The organism is Streptomyces sp. NPDC057682 (genome assembly GCF_042799575.1).
Lineage (GTDB): Bacteria > Actinomycetota > Actinomycetes > Streptomycetales > Streptomycetaceae > Streptomyces.
This window is the reverse complement of sequence record NZ_JBHVIN010000015.1, coordinates 167,601-186,599: the sequence shown is the minus strand read 5'-3', so window position 1 is coordinate 186,599 and position 18,999 is coordinate 167,601. Positions and strand designations below refer to the sequence as shown.

Annotated in this window: 23 protein-coding genes and 3 pseudogenes; 13 read left to right on the top strand and 13 right to left on the bottom strand. The window is 68.7% G+C overall.

All coding sequences use genetic code 11. The annotated features are described in order from the left end of the window. Positions 1-243: 243 nt before the first annotated feature. A complete protein-coding gene (locus tag ACFVDM_RS26700; RefSeq protein WP_383645179.1) occupies positions 244-810 on the top strand; it encodes an HNH endonuclease family protein in 567 nt (188 codons plus the stop codon). Between the two features lie 63 nt (positions 811-873). Here the strand turns inward: ACFVDM_RS26700 and ACFVDM_RS26695 are convergent, their stop codons facing one another. Continuing rightward, the gene (locus ACFVDM_RS26695) at positions 874-1,134 is read right to left on the bottom strand and encodes a hypothetical protein (protein ID WP_383645174.1); all 261 of its coding nucleotides are present in this window, start codon (positions 1,132-1,134) and stop codon (positions 874-876) included. A gap of 1,347 nt (positions 1,135-2,481) precedes the next feature. On the opposite strand from ACFVDM_RS26695, the pseudogene ACFVDM_RS26690 reads away from it, so the two are divergent. Then, a pseudogene (locus ACFVDM_RS26690) lies at positions 2,482-2,622 on the top strand (IS5/IS1182 family transposase); the annotation flags it as partial. Positions 2,623-3,130: 508 nt separating this feature from the next. Here the strand turns inward: ACFVDM_RS26690 and ACFVDM_RS26685 are convergent. The 5 genes from ACFVDM_RS26685 to ACFVDM_RS26665 all read right to left on the bottom strand — a co-directional run bounded on the left by ACFVDM_RS26685 (position 3,131) and on the right by ACFVDM_RS26665 (position 7,288). Continuing rightward, positions 3,131-3,556 carry an ATP-binding protein gene (locus ACFVDM_RS26685; protein ID WP_383645170.1) on the bottom strand — a complete coding sequence of 142 codons (426 nt, stop codon included), beginning with the start codon at positions 3,554-3,556 and terminating at the stop codon, positions 3,131-3,133. Positions 3,557-3,825: 269 nt separating this feature from the next. Beyond that, a complete protein-coding gene (locus tag ACFVDM_RS26680; protein WP_383645164.1) occupies positions 3,826-5,067 on the bottom strand; it encodes a helix-turn-helix domain-containing protein in 1,242 nt (413 codons plus the stop codon). 85 nt (positions 5,068-5,152) lie between these two features. After that, positions 5,153-6,274: a helix-turn-helix domain-containing protein gene (locus ACFVDM_RS26675; RefSeq protein WP_383645158.1), complete on the bottom strand. Its 1,122-nt coding sequence runs from the start codon at positions 6,272-6,274 to the stop codon at positions 5,153-5,155. A 172-nt stretch (positions 6,275-6,446) separates the two neighbouring features. Then, the gene (locus ACFVDM_RS26670; RefSeq protein WP_383645153.1) at positions 6,447-6,947 is read right to left on the bottom strand and encodes a hypothetical protein; all 501 of its coding nucleotides are present in this window, start codon (positions 6,945-6,947) and stop codon (positions 6,447-6,449) included. After that, the gene (locus ACFVDM_RS26665; protein ID WP_383645149.1) at positions 6,944-7,288 is read right to left on the bottom strand and encodes a hypothetical protein; all 345 of its coding nucleotides are present in this window, start codon (positions 7,286-7,288) and stop codon (positions 6,944-6,946) included. The genes ACFVDM_RS26670 and ACFVDM_RS26665 overlap by 4 nt, the downstream gene beginning before the upstream one ends. Here ACFVDM_RS26665 and ACFVDM_RS26660 point away from each other — a divergent pair. The 4 genes from ACFVDM_RS26660 (at position 7,269) to ACFVDM_RS26645 (ending at position 10,482) form a co-directional block, all read left to right on the top strand. After that, positions 7,269-7,514, top strand: coding sequence for a hypothetical protein (locus ACFVDM_RS26660; RefSeq protein ID WP_383645145.1), 246 nt, complete (start codon positions 7,269-7,271; stop codon positions 7,512-7,514). The genes ACFVDM_RS26665 and ACFVDM_RS26660 overlap by 20 nt on opposite strands. A gap of 420 nt (positions 7,515-7,934) precedes the next feature. Beyond that, positions 7,935-8,948 (top strand): hypothetical protein, encoded by a 1,014-nt coding sequence (locus ACFVDM_RS26655; RefSeq protein WP_383645141.1) that lies wholly within the window; start codon positions 7,935-7,937, stop codon positions 8,946-8,948. A 506-nt stretch (positions 8,949-9,454) separates the two neighbouring features. Continuing rightward, entirely contained in the window at positions 9,455-9,856 is a 402-nt protein-coding gene (locus tag ACFVDM_RS26650) for a hypothetical protein (RefSeq protein WP_383645135.1), read from the top strand. Beyond that, complete coding sequence (locus tag ACFVDM_RS26645) at positions 9,853-10,482, top strand: hypothetical protein (protein WP_383645131.1); 630 nt, start codon at positions 9,853-9,855, stop codon at positions 10,480-10,482. Before ACFVDM_RS26650 ends, ACFVDM_RS26645 begins: the two co-directional genes overlap by 4 nt. A 258-nt stretch (positions 10,483-10,740) precedes the next feature. On the opposite strand, the gene ACFVDM_RS26640 is transcribed toward ACFVDM_RS26645, so the two are convergent. Both ACFVDM_RS26640 and ACFVDM_RS26635 read right to left on the bottom strand, forming a co-directional pair. Continuing rightward, on the bottom strand, positions 10,741-11,136 hold the full coding sequence (locus ACFVDM_RS26640) for a transposase family protein (protein WP_383645444.1): 396 nt from the start codon (positions 11,134-11,136) through the stop codon (positions 10,741-10,743). After that, positions 11,121-11,522, bottom strand: a pseudogene (locus ACFVDM_RS26635) (transposase family protein); the annotation flags it as partial. The gene ACFVDM_RS26640 and the pseudogene ACFVDM_RS26635, both read right to left, overlap by 16 nt. Positions 11,523-11,863: 341 nt before the next feature. Here ACFVDM_RS26635 and ACFVDM_RS26630 point away from each other — a divergent pair. Beyond that, a complete protein-coding gene (locus ACFVDM_RS26630) occupies positions 11,864-12,985 on the top strand; it encodes a hypothetical protein (RefSeq protein ID WP_383645127.1) in 1,122 nt (373 codons plus the stop codon). A 223-nt stretch (positions 12,986-13,208) separates the two neighbouring features. On the opposite strand, the gene ACFVDM_RS26625 is transcribed toward ACFVDM_RS26630, so the two are convergent. After that, positions 13,209-13,337: a hypothetical protein gene (locus ACFVDM_RS26625; RefSeq protein WP_383645124.1), complete on the bottom strand. Its 129-nt coding sequence runs from the start codon at positions 13,335-13,337 to the stop codon at positions 13,209-13,211. 380 nt (positions 13,338-13,717) lie between these two features. Here ACFVDM_RS26625 and ACFVDM_RS26620 point away from each other — a divergent pair, with 380 nt between their 5' ends. Continuing rightward, positions 13,718-13,927 (top strand): hypothetical protein, encoded by a 210-nt coding sequence (locus tag ACFVDM_RS26620; protein WP_383645121.1) that lies wholly within the window; start codon positions 13,718-13,720, stop codon positions 13,925-13,927. Here ACFVDM_RS26620 and ACFVDM_RS26615 read toward each other — a convergent pair. The 4 genes and pseudogenes from ACFVDM_RS26615 to ACFVDM_RS26600 form a co-directional block, all read right to left on the bottom strand. Then, positions 13,921-14,229: a DUF6233 domain-containing protein gene (locus ACFVDM_RS26615; protein ID WP_383645119.1), complete on the bottom strand. Its 309-nt coding sequence runs from the start codon at positions 14,227-14,229 to the stop codon at positions 13,921-13,923. The two genes, ACFVDM_RS26620 and ACFVDM_RS26615, sit on opposite strands and share 7 nt — an antisense overlap. Before the next feature lie 133 nt (positions 14,230-14,362). Further along, positions 14,363-14,871: pseudogene (locus ACFVDM_RS26610) on the bottom strand (IS5 family transposase); the annotation flags it as partial. Positions 14,872-14,938: 67 nt separating this feature from the next. After that, positions 14,939-15,070, bottom strand: a complete 132-nt coding sequence (locus ACFVDM_RS26605) for a hypothetical protein (protein WP_383645116.1) — start codon at positions 15,068-15,070, stop codon at positions 14,939-14,941. A gap of 200 nt (positions 15,071-15,270) precedes the next feature. Then, positions 15,271-15,684, bottom strand: a complete 414-nt coding sequence (locus ACFVDM_RS26600) for a hypothetical protein (RefSeq protein WP_383645113.1) — start codon at positions 15,682-15,684, stop codon at positions 15,271-15,273. Between the two features lie 99 nt (positions 15,685-15,783). Here ACFVDM_RS26600 and ACFVDM_RS26595 point away from each other — a divergent pair, with 99 nt between their 5' ends. From ACFVDM_RS26595 to ACFVDM_RS26575, 5 genes are all read left to right on the top strand, one after another. Beyond that, positions 15,784-16,554, top strand: coding sequence for a transposase (locus tag ACFVDM_RS26595; RefSeq protein ID WP_383645110.1), 771 nt, complete (start codon positions 15,784-15,786; stop codon positions 16,552-16,554). A gap of 276 nt (positions 16,555-16,830) precedes the next feature. After that, positions 16,831-17,322, top strand: a complete 492-nt coding sequence (locus tag ACFVDM_RS26590; protein ID WP_383645107.1) for a hypothetical protein — start codon at positions 16,831-16,833, stop codon at positions 17,320-17,322. A 193-nt stretch (positions 17,323-17,515) separates the two neighbouring features. Beyond that, on the top strand, positions 17,516-17,671 hold the full coding sequence (locus ACFVDM_RS26585; RefSeq protein WP_383645104.1) for a hypothetical protein: 156 nt from the start codon (positions 17,516-17,518) through the stop codon (positions 17,669-17,671). A gap of 126 nt (positions 17,672-17,797) precedes the next feature. After that, positions 17,798-18,259 (top strand): hypothetical protein, encoded by a 462-nt coding sequence (locus ACFVDM_RS26580; RefSeq protein WP_383645102.1) that lies wholly within the window; start codon positions 17,798-17,800, stop codon positions 18,257-18,259. Then, complete coding sequence (locus tag ACFVDM_RS26575) at positions 18,226-18,963, top strand: phosphotransferase (protein ID WP_383645099.1); 738 nt, start codon at positions 18,226-18,228, stop codon at positions 18,961-18,963. Before ACFVDM_RS26580 ends, ACFVDM_RS26575 begins: the two co-directional genes overlap by 34 nt. The last annotated feature ends 36 nt before the right edge of the window (positions 18,964-18,999 follow it).

Sequence of the window (18,999 nt, the reverse complement as noted above, 5' to 3'; positions counted from 1 at the left end):
CCGGTTGACAGCAAGGGACACCTTGCCCGCCTTCGGTGACGGCCCCGGTACGACTTCCCACTCGCGGGGGTGAACCCTGTGCGCGGCGCCGGATCTGAGCCGGGCCGGGGTCGAAGCATGGCCTCCATGACTGTTCTTTCGTCTCGTTCCGTTCTCCTGGCCGCTGTCTCGGCCCTGGCCGGCACAGTTCTCACCGTTGTCCCCGTTTCTGCGGCCACCCCTGTGTCCCCCGGAGTCCGGCAGGTGCCGGCCGGTCGTGAGCTGCCCCCGCCGCCGGGCGCAGCCGAGGCCCGTCTGCAGCTCGCGCATCTCACCGTGACCGAGGAGGACGACGTCCCCGGATACACGCGGGCCAAGTTCCCGCACTGGGTCACCCAGTACGGTGCCTGCGACACCCGGGAGGTCGTCCTGGAGCGCGACGGCCAGGACGTCGTCCGGGACGACCAGTGCCGGGCCGTCTCCGGCAGCTGGTACTCCGAGTACGACGGGAAGACGATCGCGTCCGCCTCCGGCATCGACATCGACCACGTCGTCCCGCTGAAGGAAGCCTGGCGGTCGGGGGCGTCCCAGTGGACGACGGACCAGCGCAAGGCCTTCGCGAACGACCTGGCTCATTCGCAACTGATCGCGGTGTCGGCGGGAAGCAATCGGCAGAAGGGCGACAAGGACCCCGGAAGGTGGAAGCCCTCCCTGGAGTCGTACTGGTGCACCTACAGCCGGGCCTGGATCAGTGTGAAGTCCCTCTATGACCTCACCGCCAACGAGGCGGAGGCCGCCGCGCTCGTCCAGATGCTCGACACCTGCGACTGACCAGCCTTGCCACACCCTGCCGGCGAGTCCCGGCCCGGTACGGCCCGCCCCGGGACACGCCGGTCACGCAGCTCCGGGAAGAGGGATCCTCGGCAGGGGCTCCCACACCGGCCTGCCCCCGGCGGCCCGGGCCGCGAGCAAACGCCGGCCAGGGGCGAGGTGCATGTGCATCTGCTCGGCACGCGGTGCGCAGCGGTTGAAGATGCAGCCGTTGGTGACGGCGCGGACGACGTCGGCGCTGCAGAGCTGGCGGGAGTTGCTGTCGACCCGCTGGAGCTCTGGGGTGCCGACGGCCGAGCCGCGGTCGCCGGCTCGGCGGTGCATGCTCTGGATGATCAGGTGCGGCCGTGCGGGTCGGCAGTCAGGACGTCGGTGCCGTTGTCGCCGGCTCTCCGGCCTGGCGGGCGCCGGTACAGGCGTCGCCGGTGCCGATGGCACACCGCGCCCCGCTCAGTCCACGAGCCCTTTCTCGTCTGTGCAGGCTGCCGCCGGCATGACCTCCCATGCCGGCGGCAGCCTGATGCCGTCCGGGCCTCCCCAGCCTTAACCTCGCGCTTTCGAGCTTTCCGGGGTGGCGAGCCGGAGTGTGCCGGGCTCCTCGTGCTCCAGTGCAGTTGGTGGCACGCGGCCAGCACCCGCGCGGCGGCGGTGACCGCTTCCCCGCTGATCGGTCCGCGCAGGATCGTCCACTGGTCCCCTGATAGAGGAGCGCGTGTGCCGCCCGGTGCCAGTTCAGCGCACCGGCCCGAGCGCCGAGGAGGTCGCCCGTGCGGCCGCCGCAGCACTGGCCACCACCTGAACGAAGACCGCGGGGGTCGGCTCCGCTCCTGACACCGCGGCGGGGAATGAGTGTGCGACGGCTTCCCATCGTGGTCGTCCACGGCGGTGAGGGGAGCGAAGACGGGCGCGGCAACGTTCAGGAGCAGCCGGCGCAGCCCCGGGTCCGTGCCCTCGGCGACGGCGGGTGTCGACGTCGGACCGGCAACGCCCGGATGTTGGCAATGGCGACGGCGCTCCCGACGATGGTCGTGGTCCGGGCGGCCTGCATTGCGGACGCGGCCGCGGAGGGGAGGCGTGACGGTTGCGGTCATCGGCGCCGGTGCTTCTGGGCGATGAGGACTTCACCCTTGTCAAGCGGTCAGGGCCTCTCGTGCTGCCCGGGACAATTTCATTCCCGAGAGCGGGCGAGAGGCCCTGTTCATTCGAAGGAGCCGTAGTTCACATGCAACGATGTGCCCACTTCGAAAATGCGCCGGTCACGGGCAGTTGATGACGGTCCCGGCGAATGCCTCGCTGGCGGTGAGTACCGGCAGTGCGACAGCGACGACCACGGTGACGATGCGGCGGATCATCGGGTTTCCTTTCGGGTGAGACGGTTCACGAAACCCAGCGGGGCTCGCGGATGAATGCAGGTCAGGGGCAGTTGGTGATGGCCCCGGCGAATGCTTCGCTGGCGGTGAGTACCGGCAGTGCGACAGCGACGACGACGGTGACGATGCGGCGGATCATTGGGCTCCTTGGCACAGACCGAGCTATTCGGCCCTCAATCAGATGACGGGAAGGAGCCTATGTGCACGGGTGTGATTTTCGGTATGCGCTGCGTGCACGCTTTCTGTGCAATGCGTGCAGTGGACTGAACGGTGCTCAAGGTCCGGATTCTCTGGAAGTTCAGACGCCGACTCCGGCCTCGTGGTCGCCGTCGGTAAGCCGCTGCCCGGCAACCGCAACGACTACCGGGGCACCGGGCCGACCATCCCGCACTACCACTGGCACAAGGACGAGGAACTGCCGGCCTGGAAGGAGGAGCGCAACCCTCCGGATCGCGGGTGTCCTCTGCTCGCTGGCAGCGGCGGCCGTCACGCTGGGCGGTCCCGCCCCGGCGCATGCTGTCGTGGGGACACGTCAGACGAGCACCAGAACGGATGAACTGTCGGACAGGGGTACGCCTTGTGATCGGCTGAGGGCAGGCGGGAAGGGAAATGATCTTGCTGGTCGCGGGAGCGGCATCCCCTTGCAAAGAAAGCGGCAGGTCAGGTGATTGTTTCGGTTGTCCGTGAGGGAAGACGACTGGACAGTGAAGTGGATGCGGCCGCACATACACCCGCCGGTACGCTCCCCGCCTGTTTCGACTCCAGTTCCCATGTCGGGAGAGGAAGGTCGATCAGAGCAGCTTCGAGTTTGCTCGGGATGTCGATGAACACGCGGTGCTTCCTTCTCTCTTGGGTTTTCGGGGTGTCGTTCGGGTGCTGCTGTGGTTCGGGCGCCGATGGCGGTCCGACAACGAGTGGGGCTCGCCGGGGCGTGGGGCCTCGGGGATGGATCAGGCCGCAACGGGAGCCAGGGGAAGGCGGATGATGATCCGCTTGCCGCCCGTGGTGGTCTCCGGGAGGACCTCGGCTCTGCCGTGGACTTCCCTCACCAGGGCGTCGACCAGGAACAGGCCGCGGCCGCCGAGGTCGTGGGCGGCGGGCAGCGGTTTCGGCTTGAGCGGGTGGGCATCCGCGACGGCCAGCAACAGCGCGGCCTGCTCCTCGACGGCGAGGGTGACCGTGGCGGTGGGCGAGAGTACGGCCGCGTGCCGCACCACGTTCGTCACCAGCTCGCTGATGATCAGGCAGGCGGTGTCCACGACGTCCTCGGACATGCCCCAGTCGGTAAGGACCTTGGCGGTCTCGCGGCGGGCCAGCGGGACGTACTGGGCCTCGGAGATCACCTGGAAGTCGTGGCGCATCACAGTGCTGGACATCACGGGGGCTCACCCTCTCTCCGGGCGGCAGCCGCCCGGACCATGACCGAAGGTAAGAGCCCCAGCACGCAGAGGTGTTCACGACGGTGAACCCCGTGATCCCCGAGCCCGGATCAGGGACGGACAGCGAGGAACGCCAACTCGGGTGCGAGGAGTTGCGTACGGACCAACGTGCTCAACCGCATACGGCGCCTGCCCAGAAGTTCCGTACCGGCGACAGCCGTATACGGGCGGCCTTTGCGCTGAGCCGGAGCAGGGAGACGTGCCGGTCAGAGCGGCAGGCCGATGCGGTGGGCAAGACCGCGCAGGTCCCGCGCGGCGTGGGCGGACAGCTGCCGGTTGGCAAGGTACTCGACGGTGTTCCTCACCGGAGCGTTGGCGTGGATGCGCTGCGGTGCGATCTCCTCAGCGGTCAGCAGAGCCGCGACCGCCTGGGCTTCGCGGCCTCGCAGATGGGCCAGCGACCGGCCCAGGTCGGCATGGAAGGCGGCCTGCCGCCCCGGAGCGTCCGCCAGCGTCTCGGGGCGGACCCCGCCCCCGGCGGTGACGGCCACTGCGTGCAGACCGAGGTCGGTGTTCAGGCTTACCTTGTGGATGCCGACGTTGGTGGGGCCGAAGTTCAGGTGCCACGCCCGCGTCTCGCCGGTGCGGGCGGCCAGCTTGGTAGCCTCCGCCAGATGGCCGCGGACATCCTCGGTGCGGGTGTTGCCGGGCCGCTGCCGGTCCTGGGTCAGCGAGGTGGCGGAGATCAGGTGGAGTTCGCCGAGCAGCGCATGAGCATCGGGGCTCGTCAGGTGCGCTTCGAGGGTACTGGCGGCGGCGGTGGCCTGGACCAGGGCTTGGGTGGGACTGCCGGCCGCCATCAGCACGTGGGTGTGGAAGAAGCCGGACAGGGCGGAGTAGACCGGGTCGTCCAACTCCGCGATCGCCTCGGCGGCACGGGTCACCGCGATGAACGCCAAGTCGGTGTAGCCGAGGTTCTTCAGCAGCATGGTGCAGGCCGGATGGTAGGCGTCCGCCAGCAGTTTCAGCAGCGCGCGGCGGGCGGCGCCGTCGGCGGCCTCGGCAGCTGCATGCAGGTCGGCCAGCAGCGTCGGAAGACCGACGGCGAGGGAGCCGTATTCGGCCGCGTGGTAGAGCCGGTTGGCCTTCGCCACCCGTTCGGCCAGCACTGTCGCCGGAACCTGAGGTGGGCGGCGGTCCGGTGAGGTGGCCATGGTCAGGCCCATCAGCGTCAGCCGCAGAACGGGGATCGCCTCGTGGGCCGCGCTGGTGTGCGGGTCCACAGGAGCGAAGGGCTGGCCCGTCAGCTCGGACGGGGCGATCTGCAACGCCTCGGCAAATGAGGTGATGAGGCTGGAGCGGTCCAGCAGCCGCTGGCCGTTCTCCACCATCGACAGGTAGCCGACCGACACTCCGGCCAGGCCCGCGAGGTTGCGCAGGCTCATGCCGCGCTGCCGGCGGGCCGACCGCAGACGCTCGCCGATCCGCCTCGCCTGCTCTTCGTTCATCGCCCCCGCCTCAACTCCCGTGCCTCAGCCGTAGCGTAGGGCGAGCCTGCCGCCCCCAGGGGTCTTTCCCGCCAGACGGGCGGCATCACCGCAGCCCGGCCCACTCGGCCAGATCCCGCACCGCCGCGGCCTGAACGGTGGTGCGGTCGGTGAGCGCGGCGACCAGGTCCCGGGCGAAGGGGTCCAGCCGCAACCTCAGCGGTGCCGCCGCATCGGCCTCGACGAGCCGGGCGGCGGCCTTATCGGCACGGCCCTGGCGGGCCTCGGCCGCCGCGGCGACCACCAGCAGACTGGAGCGATGGGCGCCGTCGAGTGCCGCATGATCCGCCGCGCGTACGTGGTCGGCGGCCTCGGCCGCGTCGCCCACCTCGGCGGCGACGGCGGCGCGGGCCGCGATCACCAGAGCCGCCTCCCGTGCGCCATCGGCCCGTTCGGCGGCCGTGGCAAGGAGGCGTTCGGCCTCCGGACGGCGTCCGGCCATGGCCTGGGCAACGGCGGCCAGCGCCGGCAACTCCCAGTCGGCCCCGGCGTCCTCGGCGCGGTCGGCGCGGGCCAGCACGTACTCCGGCAGGCCGAGGTCGATCAGCAGCCGCACTTCCTCAACCAGCACCGGCAGCGGCTCGCGCGTGCCGGTGCTGGCCCGGTGCAGCAGCATCCACGCCAGGTCCTTGTAGCCCAGGCGTCGCAGCAGCCCGGCGGCCAGCACGTGCGCGTCCACGCGCAGCCGCACCGCCTCGTCCCGCCCGGGCCCAGTAGCGGCGGCCATCGCGCGGTCGGCCGCCTCGATCAACTCCGGCAGCGCGAGTGCGAGATGGTGCTCATCCCCCGCGGAACCGGCCCGTGCGGCGGCCCGGGTCCGTTCCGCCAACTCCTCCAGCAGCACGCCGGGGGCCCTATCCGGTTGTCGGCGGACCAGGCTGCGCCGCAGGTGGAAGGCGACCGCACGCACCGCCGCGTGCTCCTGACCGCGTGGCGGGTAGGGCTGCCCGGTCAGGTCCGCGACATCCAGCCGCATGGCGGCAGCCAGTGCCGCCAGCGGGCCGCGGCGGTCCACCCATTCTCGGCCCGTCTCCAGCCCGGCGAGGTAGTCGAGTTCCAGGCCGGTGTGGGAGGCAAGGTCGTCCCGGGTCAGTCCCCGGTGGCGGCGCCAGGCGGCCAGGCGGGCCCCAACCGGGCCGCCGACGGCCGTCTCATCCAGCTCGCGCATCACCAGATTGCTCGCATACCCACTCGCCCGGACTGTGTGCTCTGCCAGGACAAGATCCGTACATCCTGTTCAGTGGAGAGTCGGGTCCCCCGCGACAGGACGCATATGCCTAGCGCGCGACACATTAGTCACACCGCTGAAGGGCGCGCGAACTAGCAGGTGACACACCCGATCAGGGCGAAGGAGGGCTCGAAGCCGGCAGGACCGCGACGTTGTCCCCGGACTGCCGCAGCCGTTCGAGGAGACGGGCGTTCTGGGTCTCCAGCTCGGCATTGCGCAAGGCCAGGACCCGGATTTGGTCGGCGTAGGTGGCCACGGTGCCCTTGAGTTCGCGGATCTCGGCGGCATGCTCGCTGCGAAGCTCACGCTCCGCCTTCTTCAGCCGGGACACCTCCGCCCGCAGCTCGTCCGGTTCCGGCCGACGGGTCTGCGGCGCTTCCAGGATCTCCTTCACCGCCTGTGCCACCGGCGAGCGGTAGTAGGAGGCGCGGGAGACGCCGGCCTCGGTGTACAGGTTCACGATCGTGATCTTGCCGTCGGTGAGTTCGGGCAGCCCGTGCATCAGCCGCTCGAACGCTCCCATCAGCGAGCGGTCGATGTCGGTGGGTCCTCTCCCGCCCGCGGAGAGCCGGTCGAAGGTGTGCCGGATGCGCAGTCGTGTCTCGTCGTTCACGCCGATCTTGCGCCTTCCTTGGTGTCGTCCGTGGTGATGCTCTGGATGAGTTCGTCGAGTTCGGTGGCGTAGTCGGTCAGGGCGATCACTTGCAGCCGGGGCAGGGCCTCACGTTCCTTCTTGGGCAGGTCGAGCACCGTCAGCGCCTGGTCCCGTGCGGTGGTGAGCCGAGGCAAGTGCACTGCCGACCGGCGGGCGTTGGGGCAGTTCAGACACATGTTGTGCAGCGGCACCGGACGGCCGAGCGCCTTGGCCCGCTTGCGGCAGACCGCGGTGGCGGCCTGGTAGAAGCAGTCGTTCAGCACCCCGGGGTGCAGCGCCTTGGTCAGGTGCCGCAGCATCGTCCGCAGCCGGCCCGAGCCTGGGGATGACTTCGGCAGCGAGGACACGGCGGGCCGGGTCTACCGGCGCCGCTGGTTCGTCAAACCGCACCGGCGAACCTACCCCGACAAGGCCCACCCCGAGGGCAGGTCCCGCCGCTGGGTGGGCCCCTACCTGGTCACCCCGGCCGGCTGCGCGGACGCCCCGATCCTCGGCACGGAGAAGGTCAACGTGCTGCGACGCTAGCGATAGCGCACCGTGCAACTGGCCGTGAGTGGGAATCGTGATGGCCACCAGCGGGGCGCCCTACCTGGCCATCCGTGGGGAGATCCCGGTGGCCGCTGTCAGGCACACCGCGCGACGATCGAGGTACGGCAGGGGACATCGCGTCCGACCGCCACTCCTCTTCGGCCCGACAGCCGCAGGGCGCGGAGGCCTCCCCGGTGCGGACGCGGTGCACCCCCCGTCGCGAAAGACATCCGCCCCGCACCGGCCACGACGTCCATCGGGATAAGCGTGCAGAGAGCAAGCGGCCGACGCGGATGCCGACAAAACACCGGTCCAAACACCCCGAGCCCGGCTACGAAGCGTGATACGGACCTGGGGACCCGCCGAGGGTCCGAGCGTGCGGCTGACCAGGGCGGCACGCTGGACTACCCTCGACTCATGTCTACATCGCTGCTGGCCTTGCCGGGCCTGAGAGGGTGTCCGGGCCAGCAGGCGCTTGAGGAGCAGCTCCTGCTCGTGTGGGCGCAGGCCGAAGCCTACGGGAACTCCGATCCCGGACCGGCCGGCATTCGTGTGGGCCAGGCGTGTCTGCATCTTGATGTGCGGTCCGACCCCCTGCTGCTGGGGTTTCTTCTTGCGGTGATGGTGCCGTATATCGAGATTCCAGCAGCTGGCGGGGCGCCCGAACTTACGGGTATGGCCGGACTTCGGATGGTTTCGGTGGATACGCACCGTGTTGTCTTGCGCCGATGGGATGGGCACGGGTGCTTGGTTCTTCATACTGACGCGAACGGTCTTGCGCAGTGGGAGGAGTGGACCGACGTCAGGCCGCAGGAGTCGTCCGACGCCGGATGCCTCTTCGTGCCCCTGTGGCATCGGGAGGGGCTCAGCGAGGAGGAGACCGACGCTCTTCTGCTCGCCGGTTCAGCCGGGCCGGACGTGAGCGAGGTGGCGGAGCGGCACCTGCCTCGCCCCGTCCCTGAGGACCGGCGGCTCGCACACGATGCCCGCTCGACCAGCATCCAGCCCGTCCGTCGGCCTCATGTGTCACTTCCCGGGCCCCGGAGGGCGGGTGCCGTCGAACTGGCCGCCGCCGAGCTGACCCCGGTTTCCGGTCCCGTGAGTCCCGCGCTCCTCGGCGACGCCCTGGCCGAGCAGCTGATCGGACTCTTGCGGGCTGGACGGATTCGGTCAGGTGATGTGTTGATCGACCATGTCGCTCTCGTGACGCAGCTTGGCGGCAGGGAGGCTGCTGCCCGTTGGGCGCAGCTGGTCATCGAGCATGTGGCCAAGCGCTACGGCCTGCTGCGATACCGAATGAGACGTCCGGACGATCCGGACGGCCGACGACGTCAAGACCATGTCTGGGCCGTGAGCGAGGGCGCCGCGACCATGGCCGGCTTCGCGTCCGCCGAACTCGGGCGATACCCGAGTTGCCCGAGTCCTACGTGAAATCCAGTCCTTGCCGATCCGCCTGCAACCGGCGGCCGGCGTTCCCCGGGACGGCGGGCTGACGAGCGTATTGCGCCACAGGACTGCCGATGCCCCAGTCCGCTGCTCCGCCCCCTTGTCGGCCGCAACGGGCTGAGGGCTGAGCTGTCCAGCGGATGGTCCTGTTCCCGCACTGCCACGGAACTCGATGTTGCGCAGGAACGGCGCGCTATGCCTCTCCGCCGATCCCGTTTCCGACGTCGCGGCGCCAACGAGTTGGTCGCGATCGCCTGACAAGTTGGGCCGGCGCTCCCCCGTTTGCCGCGTCCTCACAGTGGCCAGGCCGTTTGCGCGAGGGCAGACCGCAGTTGCGCAGCAGCCGACATGTGCCTGATTCGCATGTGGAGCCGATGAGTCACCCGTCCGGGGGCAGGGAAACCGATCCTGCTGGTGAATCCGGCGTAGGTCCCACGGGGGCGTGGCAGGGTCCGCTCATGAAGATGATCAGGGTTCTGACCGTGATTGCTGTGGCAGCTGTGCTTGGCGGGGCGGTGCCCGAGGCCTCGGCGCAGCCGTACTGGAACAAGAAGGTGAAGTGCGAGCAGGCCGACCCCGAAGGGCGGGTGATCCCCACTCGGTACGGTAATGGTGATCTGGGCTGGAATCACTTCTCGGGCAAGCACAACATCCGTAAGTGCCGCATCATCGACGGGGCTCTGGCGGGGAAGGTGGACAAGAAGAGCGGCGGGCGGCTGGAGTACTACGGGGTCGCCCGCAACGGCACCCGATTCGCCGAGATCGTCGTCATCGTGCAGTACGCCCGCCGCACCGCCGACGGGGAGTACGACGCGGGCAAGGGCAAGAAGATCGGCGTGATCACGGCCTACTGCAAGGGTGTCAACAAGTGCCCGGCCTGGATCAATCAGTGAGCGGGACGTGCCGGGAGACGGTCGAGCAGCAGGCGTACCTCACGCGCCATCTTCTCGACTACACGGCGGCACCCGTCGTCGGCGGGACGTTCCTGCGTGGGGTGCTGCCGACACGGGACACGGTCCGGATCGTCACCGGCGCCAGCGACGCCGTGGCGCCGGATGCTCTGACCGTCTACGAGGTGCCGCTGACGGACGACGATGGCGACCCGGTCACCGCCCCGCTGGTGCTGGGCTGGGTACGCATGCTCGCGGCCGGCACCCCACCGCGTTCCGACGAGTTCGTCATGGGCATGGCTCTGTTGCGGGTCGACACCTCCCTCGTCGAGCCGGCTCCACCGACCCCTGTGGATCGGGTGCTGCGTGTGCTGCGGACACTGGCCTGGCCGTTCACCGAGTCACCACCGAGCCCTCCGCTGTGCGGCTTCCTCCTCGGACAGGGAGACCGCATGCGGCTCTACATCGCGGTCGAGGAAGCCAACGGGGTCATCGGCGTGGACGTGCGCCTCACCGGCGCGCTGACCGCCCTGCTCGCCGCACTCCCCACGCTCGTACACGAGAAGGAGCGCTGGGCACACGATCCCGACCCGCATTGCACCCACACGATCGACCTCACCACCTGGTGACAACCGATTCGCCGACTCAAAGGGCCGCCTCGGTGCTCACGTCTGCCAAGCCAGGACCGCTCAGGACCAGCAGCGGCGACTTGTCGCCCCCGAGCGCGTATCGGCTGCGGCCGAGAAGATCGCCAGCGCCGAGGACTTCCTGCGCGGCCCGACCGTCGACCCCGCAGGCGCTCAGCGCTCGTGCTCGTCGAGCGCGGCTCCTGACGAGCTCGTGCACGGTAAGCGATGAAGCGTCGAGGGCTCCAGCAGGCACGGTGTTCACCTTTGCCGTCGTGGGTTCAGGTCCCCGGTCTGCTCATGTGACAGCAGGCCGACGACGGCCTGGACGGTGTCACTGATGTGCTCGCGGCGGCCGAGGTGGCGGGCCAGTGCCCGCCAGTTCTTCAGAGGGGCGATGCCGTGCTCGACCCGGATACGGCGTGAGGAGTGTGCCTTGCGCTGGCGTTCGCGCATCTCCTCGTACCAGTCCGAGGCGTTCTTTTTGATCTTGCGGTGTGGTGGTGTGACCACGCGTCCGCCGGTCTGCGCGCCGAGATCCTGGTAGCCCGCATCGGCAAGAACTCGACTGCGGGGCTGCCGTCCAGGAGCTTGACCAGCCCCAGCTGTCGGGCGTGGGTGATGTCCGCACAGCTGCCGGGTTCGGTCGGGCTGCACCACAGCACGCGGCCCTCGCCGTCCGTGACCACCATGGACTTGACGGCGTTCTGCTTGTTCTTCCCGGAGATGAAGGTGTGCCGGTCTTTGCGTCCGGCTGCCGGACGGTGGACCAGGATCTCGGTGCCGTCGATGATTCCGGTCTGTTCGCCGGCGCCGAGGTGGTCGACGACCTCGGCCAGGGTCCGCAGCCGGACGCCGGGGCCGATCGTGCACCCCCGCTCGGCGAGCAGGGGCCGCACCTCGCCGATGGCCCGGGGGATGGTGGAGCGGTCGACGCCGAACCAGCAGGCCAGCACGTCATGGGTGACCCCGTGACGGAGATGGACGAGTGTGGCCAGGAGCCGGTCGACGAATACCAGCCGGTGCTTCGCGCCTGCCCCCACGTCCCGTTTCCGCTGCCGGGAAGCGAGCCGGGCCCGGTGACGCTCATGTGAGCCTTGGCACGCACCCAGGCTCACCTTGAACCGAATCCGGACCGGTCTGCCGCACTGGACGTGTTCTCGGCGGACCGGTAGCGGTTGGCGTTGAGCCGTAGCCCGGGGAAGTGCGCAGCGAATCACCGTGACTACTTACTGTGCATGAACGTTACCTCTGCGTAAGCGTTTTCCCTCGGAAAGGAACACTTGTGGCAATCCTTCGGTCGGCGGCCCGCCTCCGCGCCCTGTCCTCGCTGGCTCTCGCCGCCGCCTCCCTCGGTCTGGCCGCCCCCGTGCACGCGGCGCCGTTGAGCGCCCCCGAGGCCGCCAGCCAGCGGATCGACGCCGACGGAACCGGCTCGCCCGAAGCGGGCGGGAGCACCGTCGCCACCCCGGCCGAGAGCACGCCCGCGGCCGGGGCGACTGCCGGAGTGGGCGACCACGTGCCGACTTGCACCGGAAGCGACGGTGTCCTGGTGGCCGAGGACGGCAAGATCACCGGAACCGATGGCGATGACGAGATCACCTGCACCGATCTCCACGGACTGACGGAGGTCGACGGTCTCGGCGGCAACGACACCATCAGGCTCTGGCCCCAGACGCGGGAAGAGGCCGGGCCCGAATTGACTGTTCGCGGTGGTGAAGGTAACGACACCATCGAGAGCGGGGATCTGGTCACGCCCAGTACAACGTTCCTCGGAGGTGAAGGTGAGGACAGGATCACCGTCGACGGCGTCTTCGGAGCTGCTGACGGGAAGGAGTCGCTCATCTCGGGCGGCGGCGGCAAGGACACCGTGAAGGTCAAGGCCATCGGCTCACGGGCCGTTGTTCGTGGCGACGCCGATGACGACAGCATCTCCATCGGCGAGGAGGCGGGCGATAACGATGCCGACCTAGGCTCTTCCGTGTACGGAGGCGACGGCAACGACACCATCGAGATCGACGGCAGCCTGATCGAGACGCAGATCCGGGGCGGTGACGGAAACGACAAGATCACCGTGCGGAACGGGATCTCGGAGAAGGCGCTCGTCTCCGGCGGTGGGGGCAATGACACCCTGGACGTCTACGAGATTTCGGACGGGGCCGCCGTTCTGGGTGAGGACGGGGACGACGACATCACCTTCAGCGGCGTTGTGCGTGGCGGGGTCGTCGACGGCGGTGAGGGCAACGACATCCTGCGCGGCGGGGAGCACCCGGGCGTGGAGAAGCTTGAACGGGGCGTGGCCGACGGCGGCGTGGTGAGGGGCGGAGGCGGCGACGACACCATCCAGGGCATCCTCGAATCGCACCTGCGCGCATCCGACGCCAACAGCTCCGTCGACGGCGGGGACGGCACCGACACCTGCTACGTCAAGCCCGGATTCCATCAGATCCACAGTGGCGAGAAGCCGAAGGCACCCGTCACCTCCTGCGAGCAGGGAGACTTCTGAGCCGCCCCGCATGACGGAGCCCGACCGCCGCCGCCGACGACCTGGCCCGGCGGGCCGGGATCACCGAGATGGCAGCCACCTGACCGGAAGCCTGCACAGCCCCTGATCCATCCTTGCGGTGCCTCCTCGGACAGGGGCGGCACCGCCGCCTTCCGGACACGTGTGAAGGGACCCTGTGGGAACTCGCCTGCCGGGGAGAGGGATTGTGGCTGAGGTCAGAGCGTTAGATGGCGGACGGGTCGGGGGTATCGACGTGCGTTTCCCACCAACTGCGCAGTGCTCCAATGTTCGTGCAGACGCCGGGGTATCCGGCGGCGGCGCAGTCGTAGCCCCAGGAGACGAGTCCGATCACGAGTCCGTTCTATACCGGTGGTCCGCCGCTGTCGCCCTGGTGGCCGTCCGCGCAGACCAGAGCGCTTGACGGTTCACCAAGGCACACCCATCCACCCGGCAAGAAGCCTCGGCGGCCCCGCAACGTGGGCCGAGTCGCCTTCAGAGGGAAATGATCTCACTGGCCGCGGGAACAGCGGCATCCCCTTGCAAAGAAAGCGGCAGGTCAGGGGACTGTGTCGGTTGTCCATCTCGGAGCAGGGTGTCGTTCAGGTGTCACCATCCGCTTACAGATACCCTGAGTAGTCAATCAACCGCGGATCGTCATCAGTGGTGGAGATGGTTCGTCGAAACGACATGAAAGGCTGTTCAACAGCTATGGCGCAAGCGCAGAAGTACATCGTGACCTTCAAGTCGGGTGTGACCGAGGAGGAGGTGAGCAAGTACGCGCAGAAGATCACCGGGGCTGGCGGAGAGATCACCAAGGAGTACAACGCCTTCATCAATGGGTTCATCGCCGTGATCCCCGACGACTTCCTGGTGAGCCTTCAGTCGGACGTGGGCGGCGACATCGAGACCCTGGAGCCCGATGGCGTGTCGAACGTTCAGTAGGACGCCCGGCGCGCCGGCCGGGGTGGGTGATCAACAGGGCGGTCGTCGGTGCCGGGCCGGTTGCCGAACCTTGCTCGCGCAGCTGCAGCGAAGGGGTAGAGGCGGCTCTGAACAATGAGGCGGCCGACAGACCGGGCCGTCAGGCACACCTGCCCTGTTCCCCGAGTTCGGAAACAGCTCTGAGCGCACCCGCACACCGCGCACAGCCTGGCGCCCGGGCTCTCCGCGACGACCAGGGCCCGCCGGACATCGAGCAGCGGCGCGCCCTCGGGTGCCTCTTCGCAGTCCGGCGCGTGCAGCACACCGCGGGCCGGGCCCCGGCCCGTTCGACCTGCGCCAGGACCCAGCCCGAAGGCCGGCGCTCCCCGAGGACCTCGCGGACCGACGACGTCGGCGGCGCCGGGGGAAGGAGCTCGGTGGGGACCCGGCCGTACGCGGTGGCGTCGTTGACGTTGCCGGGCGTGAGCACGATCGACAGCGGCAGGCCCTGGCCGTCGACGGCGAGATGGGCCTTGGTGGTCAGCCCGCCGCGGGACCGGCCGAGGGCCTGACGCGCCTGCGAGCAGCCCGGATCTTCCAGTCGTCCCCGTATGCGTCCCCTTTTTGCGGGCGCCTGCCGCGTGCTGATGAGCCCGGTTGACCGCGGAGTCGACCGAGACGGCCCATTCCACCCGGCCCACCGCGTCATCTCGGACCTGGACGTGCTTCAGCAGCTTCGCCCAGGTCCCGTCCGCTTCCCAGCGGGCGAACCGCTCGTAGACGGTCTACCACGGCCCGTACCGCTCGGGCAGGTCACGCCACGGAGCTCCGGTCCGCAACTGCCACAACACGCCGTTGACCACCTGCCGGTGATCGCGCCACGGACGGCCACGCCCGTCCACCTGCGGCAGCAGGGGCTCTATTCGTTCCCACGCCGCGTCCGTCAACTCACCTCGTCCTGCCACAAGATCAATCATCGGAGGAGTCCTGGCCCGGATCGGGCGCGGGGTTCGGCGCGAACCGGCCCAGCCGTTAGGTGGTCGGCTGGATCAGGCAGCCGTAGAACGTGTCCATCCGCACCGCCGTCCAGTCGATCTGCTTGTCCGACGTGGTGTCGAGGCTGGGCCGTCTGCGGCGCGGGTGATCATTGCTGGTGTCGCGCACGACACTGCACAGCAGAAGCCGTTTGTCTACCTATCGTGTTCCGTATGACAACCTAACGACCTCGTGCACGATTAGGGCCCTTGCTGCATCAGTGCAGGTCAGCGGCTCGGGCGTCGCGGCGGCGCAAGTCGCTGACCTGCGGTGACGCCTATCGTGCACGAGGTCGTAAGAGTTGTCCCGTAATCCCGCGAGGCTCAGGGTCATGCGGTGTCCGGGTCAGCGCCGACGGCACTGGCAGAGTCAAGCGAACGCCCGAGGTCTCCGGTGAGGATGCGGGGGTGTCGCCGCCACCACCACAGGTCGGGACCGGGCAGCCTGTGGAACTGGTCGAGAGCTTGGCCGTCGTCGTCGATGGTCGCAGCCTTGTACCGGTCGTCCAGGACTTTGATCTGTGGGGTCCAGAGCTGGACGATGTGTTCGTCCAGCAGGAGCCACGCCTCGTGCAGCCAGTTTCGGCAGTAGAGGTCGTTGGTGTACTCGTAGATGTCGTCGCCGTAGCCGCGCTCGATGGCGCTCACCAGCGCGGCCCACGCGTTCACTCTCTCAGCGACCGTAAATGCCGTCCGCCAGCCGCGCTGGTGCAACAGCTCCCCTACTTCGGTTTCAGTAGCCACGTGAGTGAGGCTCTCATGCCGAATCCGTGCGGCGACTGAGATGTGTCCCGCCAGAGGCTGGCGGGCCCTGGAGCGTGATCAGGGTGAGACGATCTCGCCGTGACTGGTGTGATCACGGCGTCGGAACCGTCCTGGATAGCCCCGTTCACCGGGCTGAGCCCGCGGCAGTTCGGGAAGCTGGTGACCGTGCTGCGTCACGCAGGTGCGGACGAGGTCCGCAGGGGCCGGCCGTGGAGTCTTCCGCTGGAGGATCGGGCACTGCTGGTCGCGGCCTACTGGCGTACGAACCTGACCATGCGTCAGCTCGCGCCGCTGTTCGGGATTTCGAAGTCGGCGGCGGACCGGATCATCGACCACCTCGGGCCGATGCTCGCCCTCCAGCCCCGCAAGCGGTTCGCCAAGGACACCGTGCTCATCGTCGACGGCACCCTCGTACCCACCCGGGACCACACCATCGCCGAGCGGTCCAAGAACTACCGTTACTCCACTAACCACCAGGTCGTCATCGACGCCGACTCCCGCCTGGTCGTCGTGGTCGGCCGGCCGCTTGCCGGGAACCGCAACGACTGCAAGGCGTGGGAGGAATCCGGCGCCAAGACCGCCGTCGGCAACACTGTCACGATCGCCGACGGCGGCTATCCGGGCACCGGACTCGTCATTCCGCACCGCCGGCAGCGCGGCCAGGCCGAACTGCCGGACTGGAAAGAGGAACACAACAAGACCCACAAGCAGGTCCGCGCCCGCGTCGAGCACGTCTTCGCCCGCATGAAGACCTGGAAGATCCTCCGCGACTGCCGCCTCAAAGGCGACGGCGTCCACCACGCCATGCTCGGCATCGCCCGGATGCACAACCTCGCCCTCGCCGGATAGGCGAGCGGCCCGTACTGCGGTCCGCCATGCCCGAGGCGACTCAAAGATCATTTACGGGACAACCCTTAGCTCGAACTGCGGTGAATCCCCGCACCGGCAGCGGCTGCAAGACTTCCGGGAACGGTTCGGTGAGGCTTCTGCCCCGGGCCGCTCCCGGCATGGCCGTGGAAGGTTCGTACGTACGATTCCGCAGACCAGTTTCTGGGACGGGGTGAAGATCGTTGATCTTCAAGTCGGCCGCGGCCGTGGCCGGTGATTTCTGCGAAAAAGAAGATCATGAGGAAAGCACGACCCGGAGTCCGCAGTCTCGTCGGCGCGGCGCTTCTCGCCCTGTGTGCTGCGGCGGTTCCGGCGGTCCCGGCCGCTGCGGCCCAAGGTGTCACGCTGAGCAGCCGCGCGGCTGCCGCTGAGCCGCAGAGCGTTGATCTGTCGTACGTGTACGGCGGCACGCTCAACCGCAACTACTACAACGTGCACATCACGGCCACCGTCACCAGGGTCGGCGATCAGTACAAGTTGTCAGGCTCCGTGACGTCCCTCTGCAACCGTGAATCCGGACCGGCGCAGAGGTGGGGCCTGTCCTTCGGGTCCAGTGCCGAAAACTGGCGGTACCTGGACGGCTCCTGCGAGGGGGATACGCGAACCGAGCGAATCGAGCAGAGCGGCCCCTTGGGCTCTGACGGACGTGTGTACCTGCAGGCAGGCGCATACGGTGGGCAGTTGGCCGGCAGCTGGGGCTGGGGGGAACAGAAGAGCGTCTGGGTGTGACCGCCGGGTTCCAGCGCGACGGGCAGCAGGTTCCACGCTCGCGCACTGAGTAGGCCCAGCACCCAGCCCCGATGCTTCAGGACGGTCCGTCGGCCCCCGGCGGACCGTTTCCGCTCTGCAGGCGGGTCACTGCAGGCCAAGCGCGCACCGGCCCCGAGGCAACCGCGCCCGCGGCACCCACGACCCCAAGCTGATGGCGCAGATCGTCGGCGAACTCGTCGATTCCGGGATGCGGGATGCCTGGATCAGCTGGCAGCTCGGCATAAGCCGCGACGAGGTCCTGCGCCTTCGGCAGATCGTCGGCGTGCAGAAGGTCAAGGGCATCGTCCCGGCCCGCCGACGGACATGACGTCGCGGCCGCGGCCCCCGTGCAGCAGGGGCTGTTCAGCCCGGACGGCGGACGCAGCCCCGTTTACCACGTGCAGGCCGTCCCGCTGAGCACGGTCTGGGCCAACGCCTACAACCGAGGTGCCCGATGCCTGACCCCGCCACCGTCCCGGTCACCCTCACCCTGCCCCCGGCAGCCGCCCGCGCCCTGTTCGCCGACCCCGGCGACACCCCGCTGAAAACCGTCCGCCGGCAGATCGCGGCCGGGCAGACCCCGGACGACGCCCGGCCAGTCCCGCTTACCACCGCAGTCGCCCCCCAACTCCTCCAGCAGGCCCGGGACGCAGCCGGTGAGCGCGGCATGACCCTGGACCAGGCCGTCGAGGACCTCCTCCTGCACGCCCCCGTCCTGCTCGTCCCCGCCCACATCGCGCGCGTCCTCGGCGTCGAAAGACCACACTTAACCGCGCCCTCGCCAACGAACCAACCGCCCCGGCCCGGAGAACCCGGACTCGGACGGCAAACCGCTCTAGGGCGCACGTGGCAAATGGCGATCAAGGTGTGGGAGCGACGGCAATGGCTGATGCGTCTGGTGGTGCGGTTGCACTGACCGGGGGCCGCATGGCGGCGGAAGTCCTCCGGCAGGACGACACGGTACTTAGGCCCGCATCGGATTCCTCAGAATTCATGGCGTCTCTTATGAAAGTTTTCGAGCAGCAGAATTTCCGTGGCGCCCCGCGATATCTCGGGCAGGTAGACGGAAAGGACATTCTCTCCTTCATCGAGGGTGAGGTTCCAGCGAAGTTTCAGCCCTGGTCCAACGGTCAGGTGAGCGCAGCTGCCCGGCTCCTGCGCGAGATGCACGACGCCACTCGCGGAAGCGATCTGGCCGGCCGGTTCGACGTGGTGTGCCACCACGACCCGGGGCCGAACAATGCGGTCTTCCAGGACGGAATCCCGGCCGCGTTCATCGACTTCGAGCAGGCCGCTCCGGGCGGGCGACTCGAGGATGTAGCCTATTTCGCCTGGACATGGACAATCTCGTCAAGACAGGTCATGCCTCTTGAGGATCAGGCGGCGCAGGTGCGGCTCATCGCCGACGTGTACGGGTTGGAGGACGCCGAGCGCCGCGCGCTGGTCGACTGCATCCTCGAGCGCCAGTCGCGCAACGTCCGCTTCTGGGCGGAGTTTCTTGCACGCCCGGAGACTGCCCCTGCCGCGCCGGACGTCCTGGCCGACCGGATCGCCTGGAGCAAGCGGGAGCACCACTTCGTGTTCACACACCGAGAGGTCTTCGACCGGGCGCTGGCCTGATCCCTGACGTGTCGGCTCAACCGCTGTCCTGCGCTC

What these genes read in the sequence shown, in the direction of transcription:
- ACFVDM_RS26590 (WP_383645107.1), top strand. Translation starts at nt 16,831, where the DNA reads ATGAGGAAAGCACGACCCGGAGTCCGCAGTCTCGTCGGCGCGGCGCTT.
- ACFVDM_RS26675 (WP_383645158.1), bottom strand. Translation starts at nt 6,274, where the DNA reads ATGCGCGAGCTGGATGAGACGGCCGTCGGCGGCCCGGTTGGGGCCCGC.
- ACFVDM_RS26655 (WP_383645141.1), top strand. Translation starts at nt 7,935, where the DNA reads ATGTCTACATCGCTGCTGGCCTTGCCGGGCCTGAGAGGGTGTCCGGGC.
- ACFVDM_RS26580 (WP_383645102.1), top strand. Translation starts at nt 17,798, where the DNA reads ATGCCTGACCCCGCCACCGTCCCGGTCACCCTCACCCTGCCCCCGGCA.
- ACFVDM_RS26575 (WP_383645099.1), top strand. Translation starts at nt 18,226, where the DNA reads ATGGCTGATGCGTCTGGTGGTGCGGTTGCACTGACCGGGGGCCGCATG.
- ACFVDM_RS26685 (WP_383645170.1), bottom strand. Translation starts at nt 3,556, where the DNA reads ATGTCCAGCACTGTGATGCGCCACGACTTCCAGGTGATCTCCGAGGCC.
- ACFVDM_RS26695 (WP_383645174.1), bottom strand. Translation starts at nt 1,134, where the DNA reads ATGCACCGCCGAGCCGGCGACCGCGGCTCGGCCGTCGGCACCCCAGAG.
- ACFVDM_RS26585 (WP_383645104.1), top strand. Translation starts at nt 17,516, where the DNA reads ATGGCGCAGATCGTCGGCGAACTCGTCGATTCCGGGATGCGGGATGCC.
- ACFVDM_RS26665 (WP_383645149.1), bottom strand. Translation starts at nt 7,288, where the DNA reads ATGCTGCGGCACCTGACCAAGGCGCTGCACCCCGGGGTGCTGAACGAC.
- ACFVDM_RS26680 (WP_383645164.1), bottom strand. Translation starts at nt 5,067, where the DNA reads ATGAACGAAGAGCAGGCGAGGCGGATCGGCGAGCGTCTGCGGTCGGCC.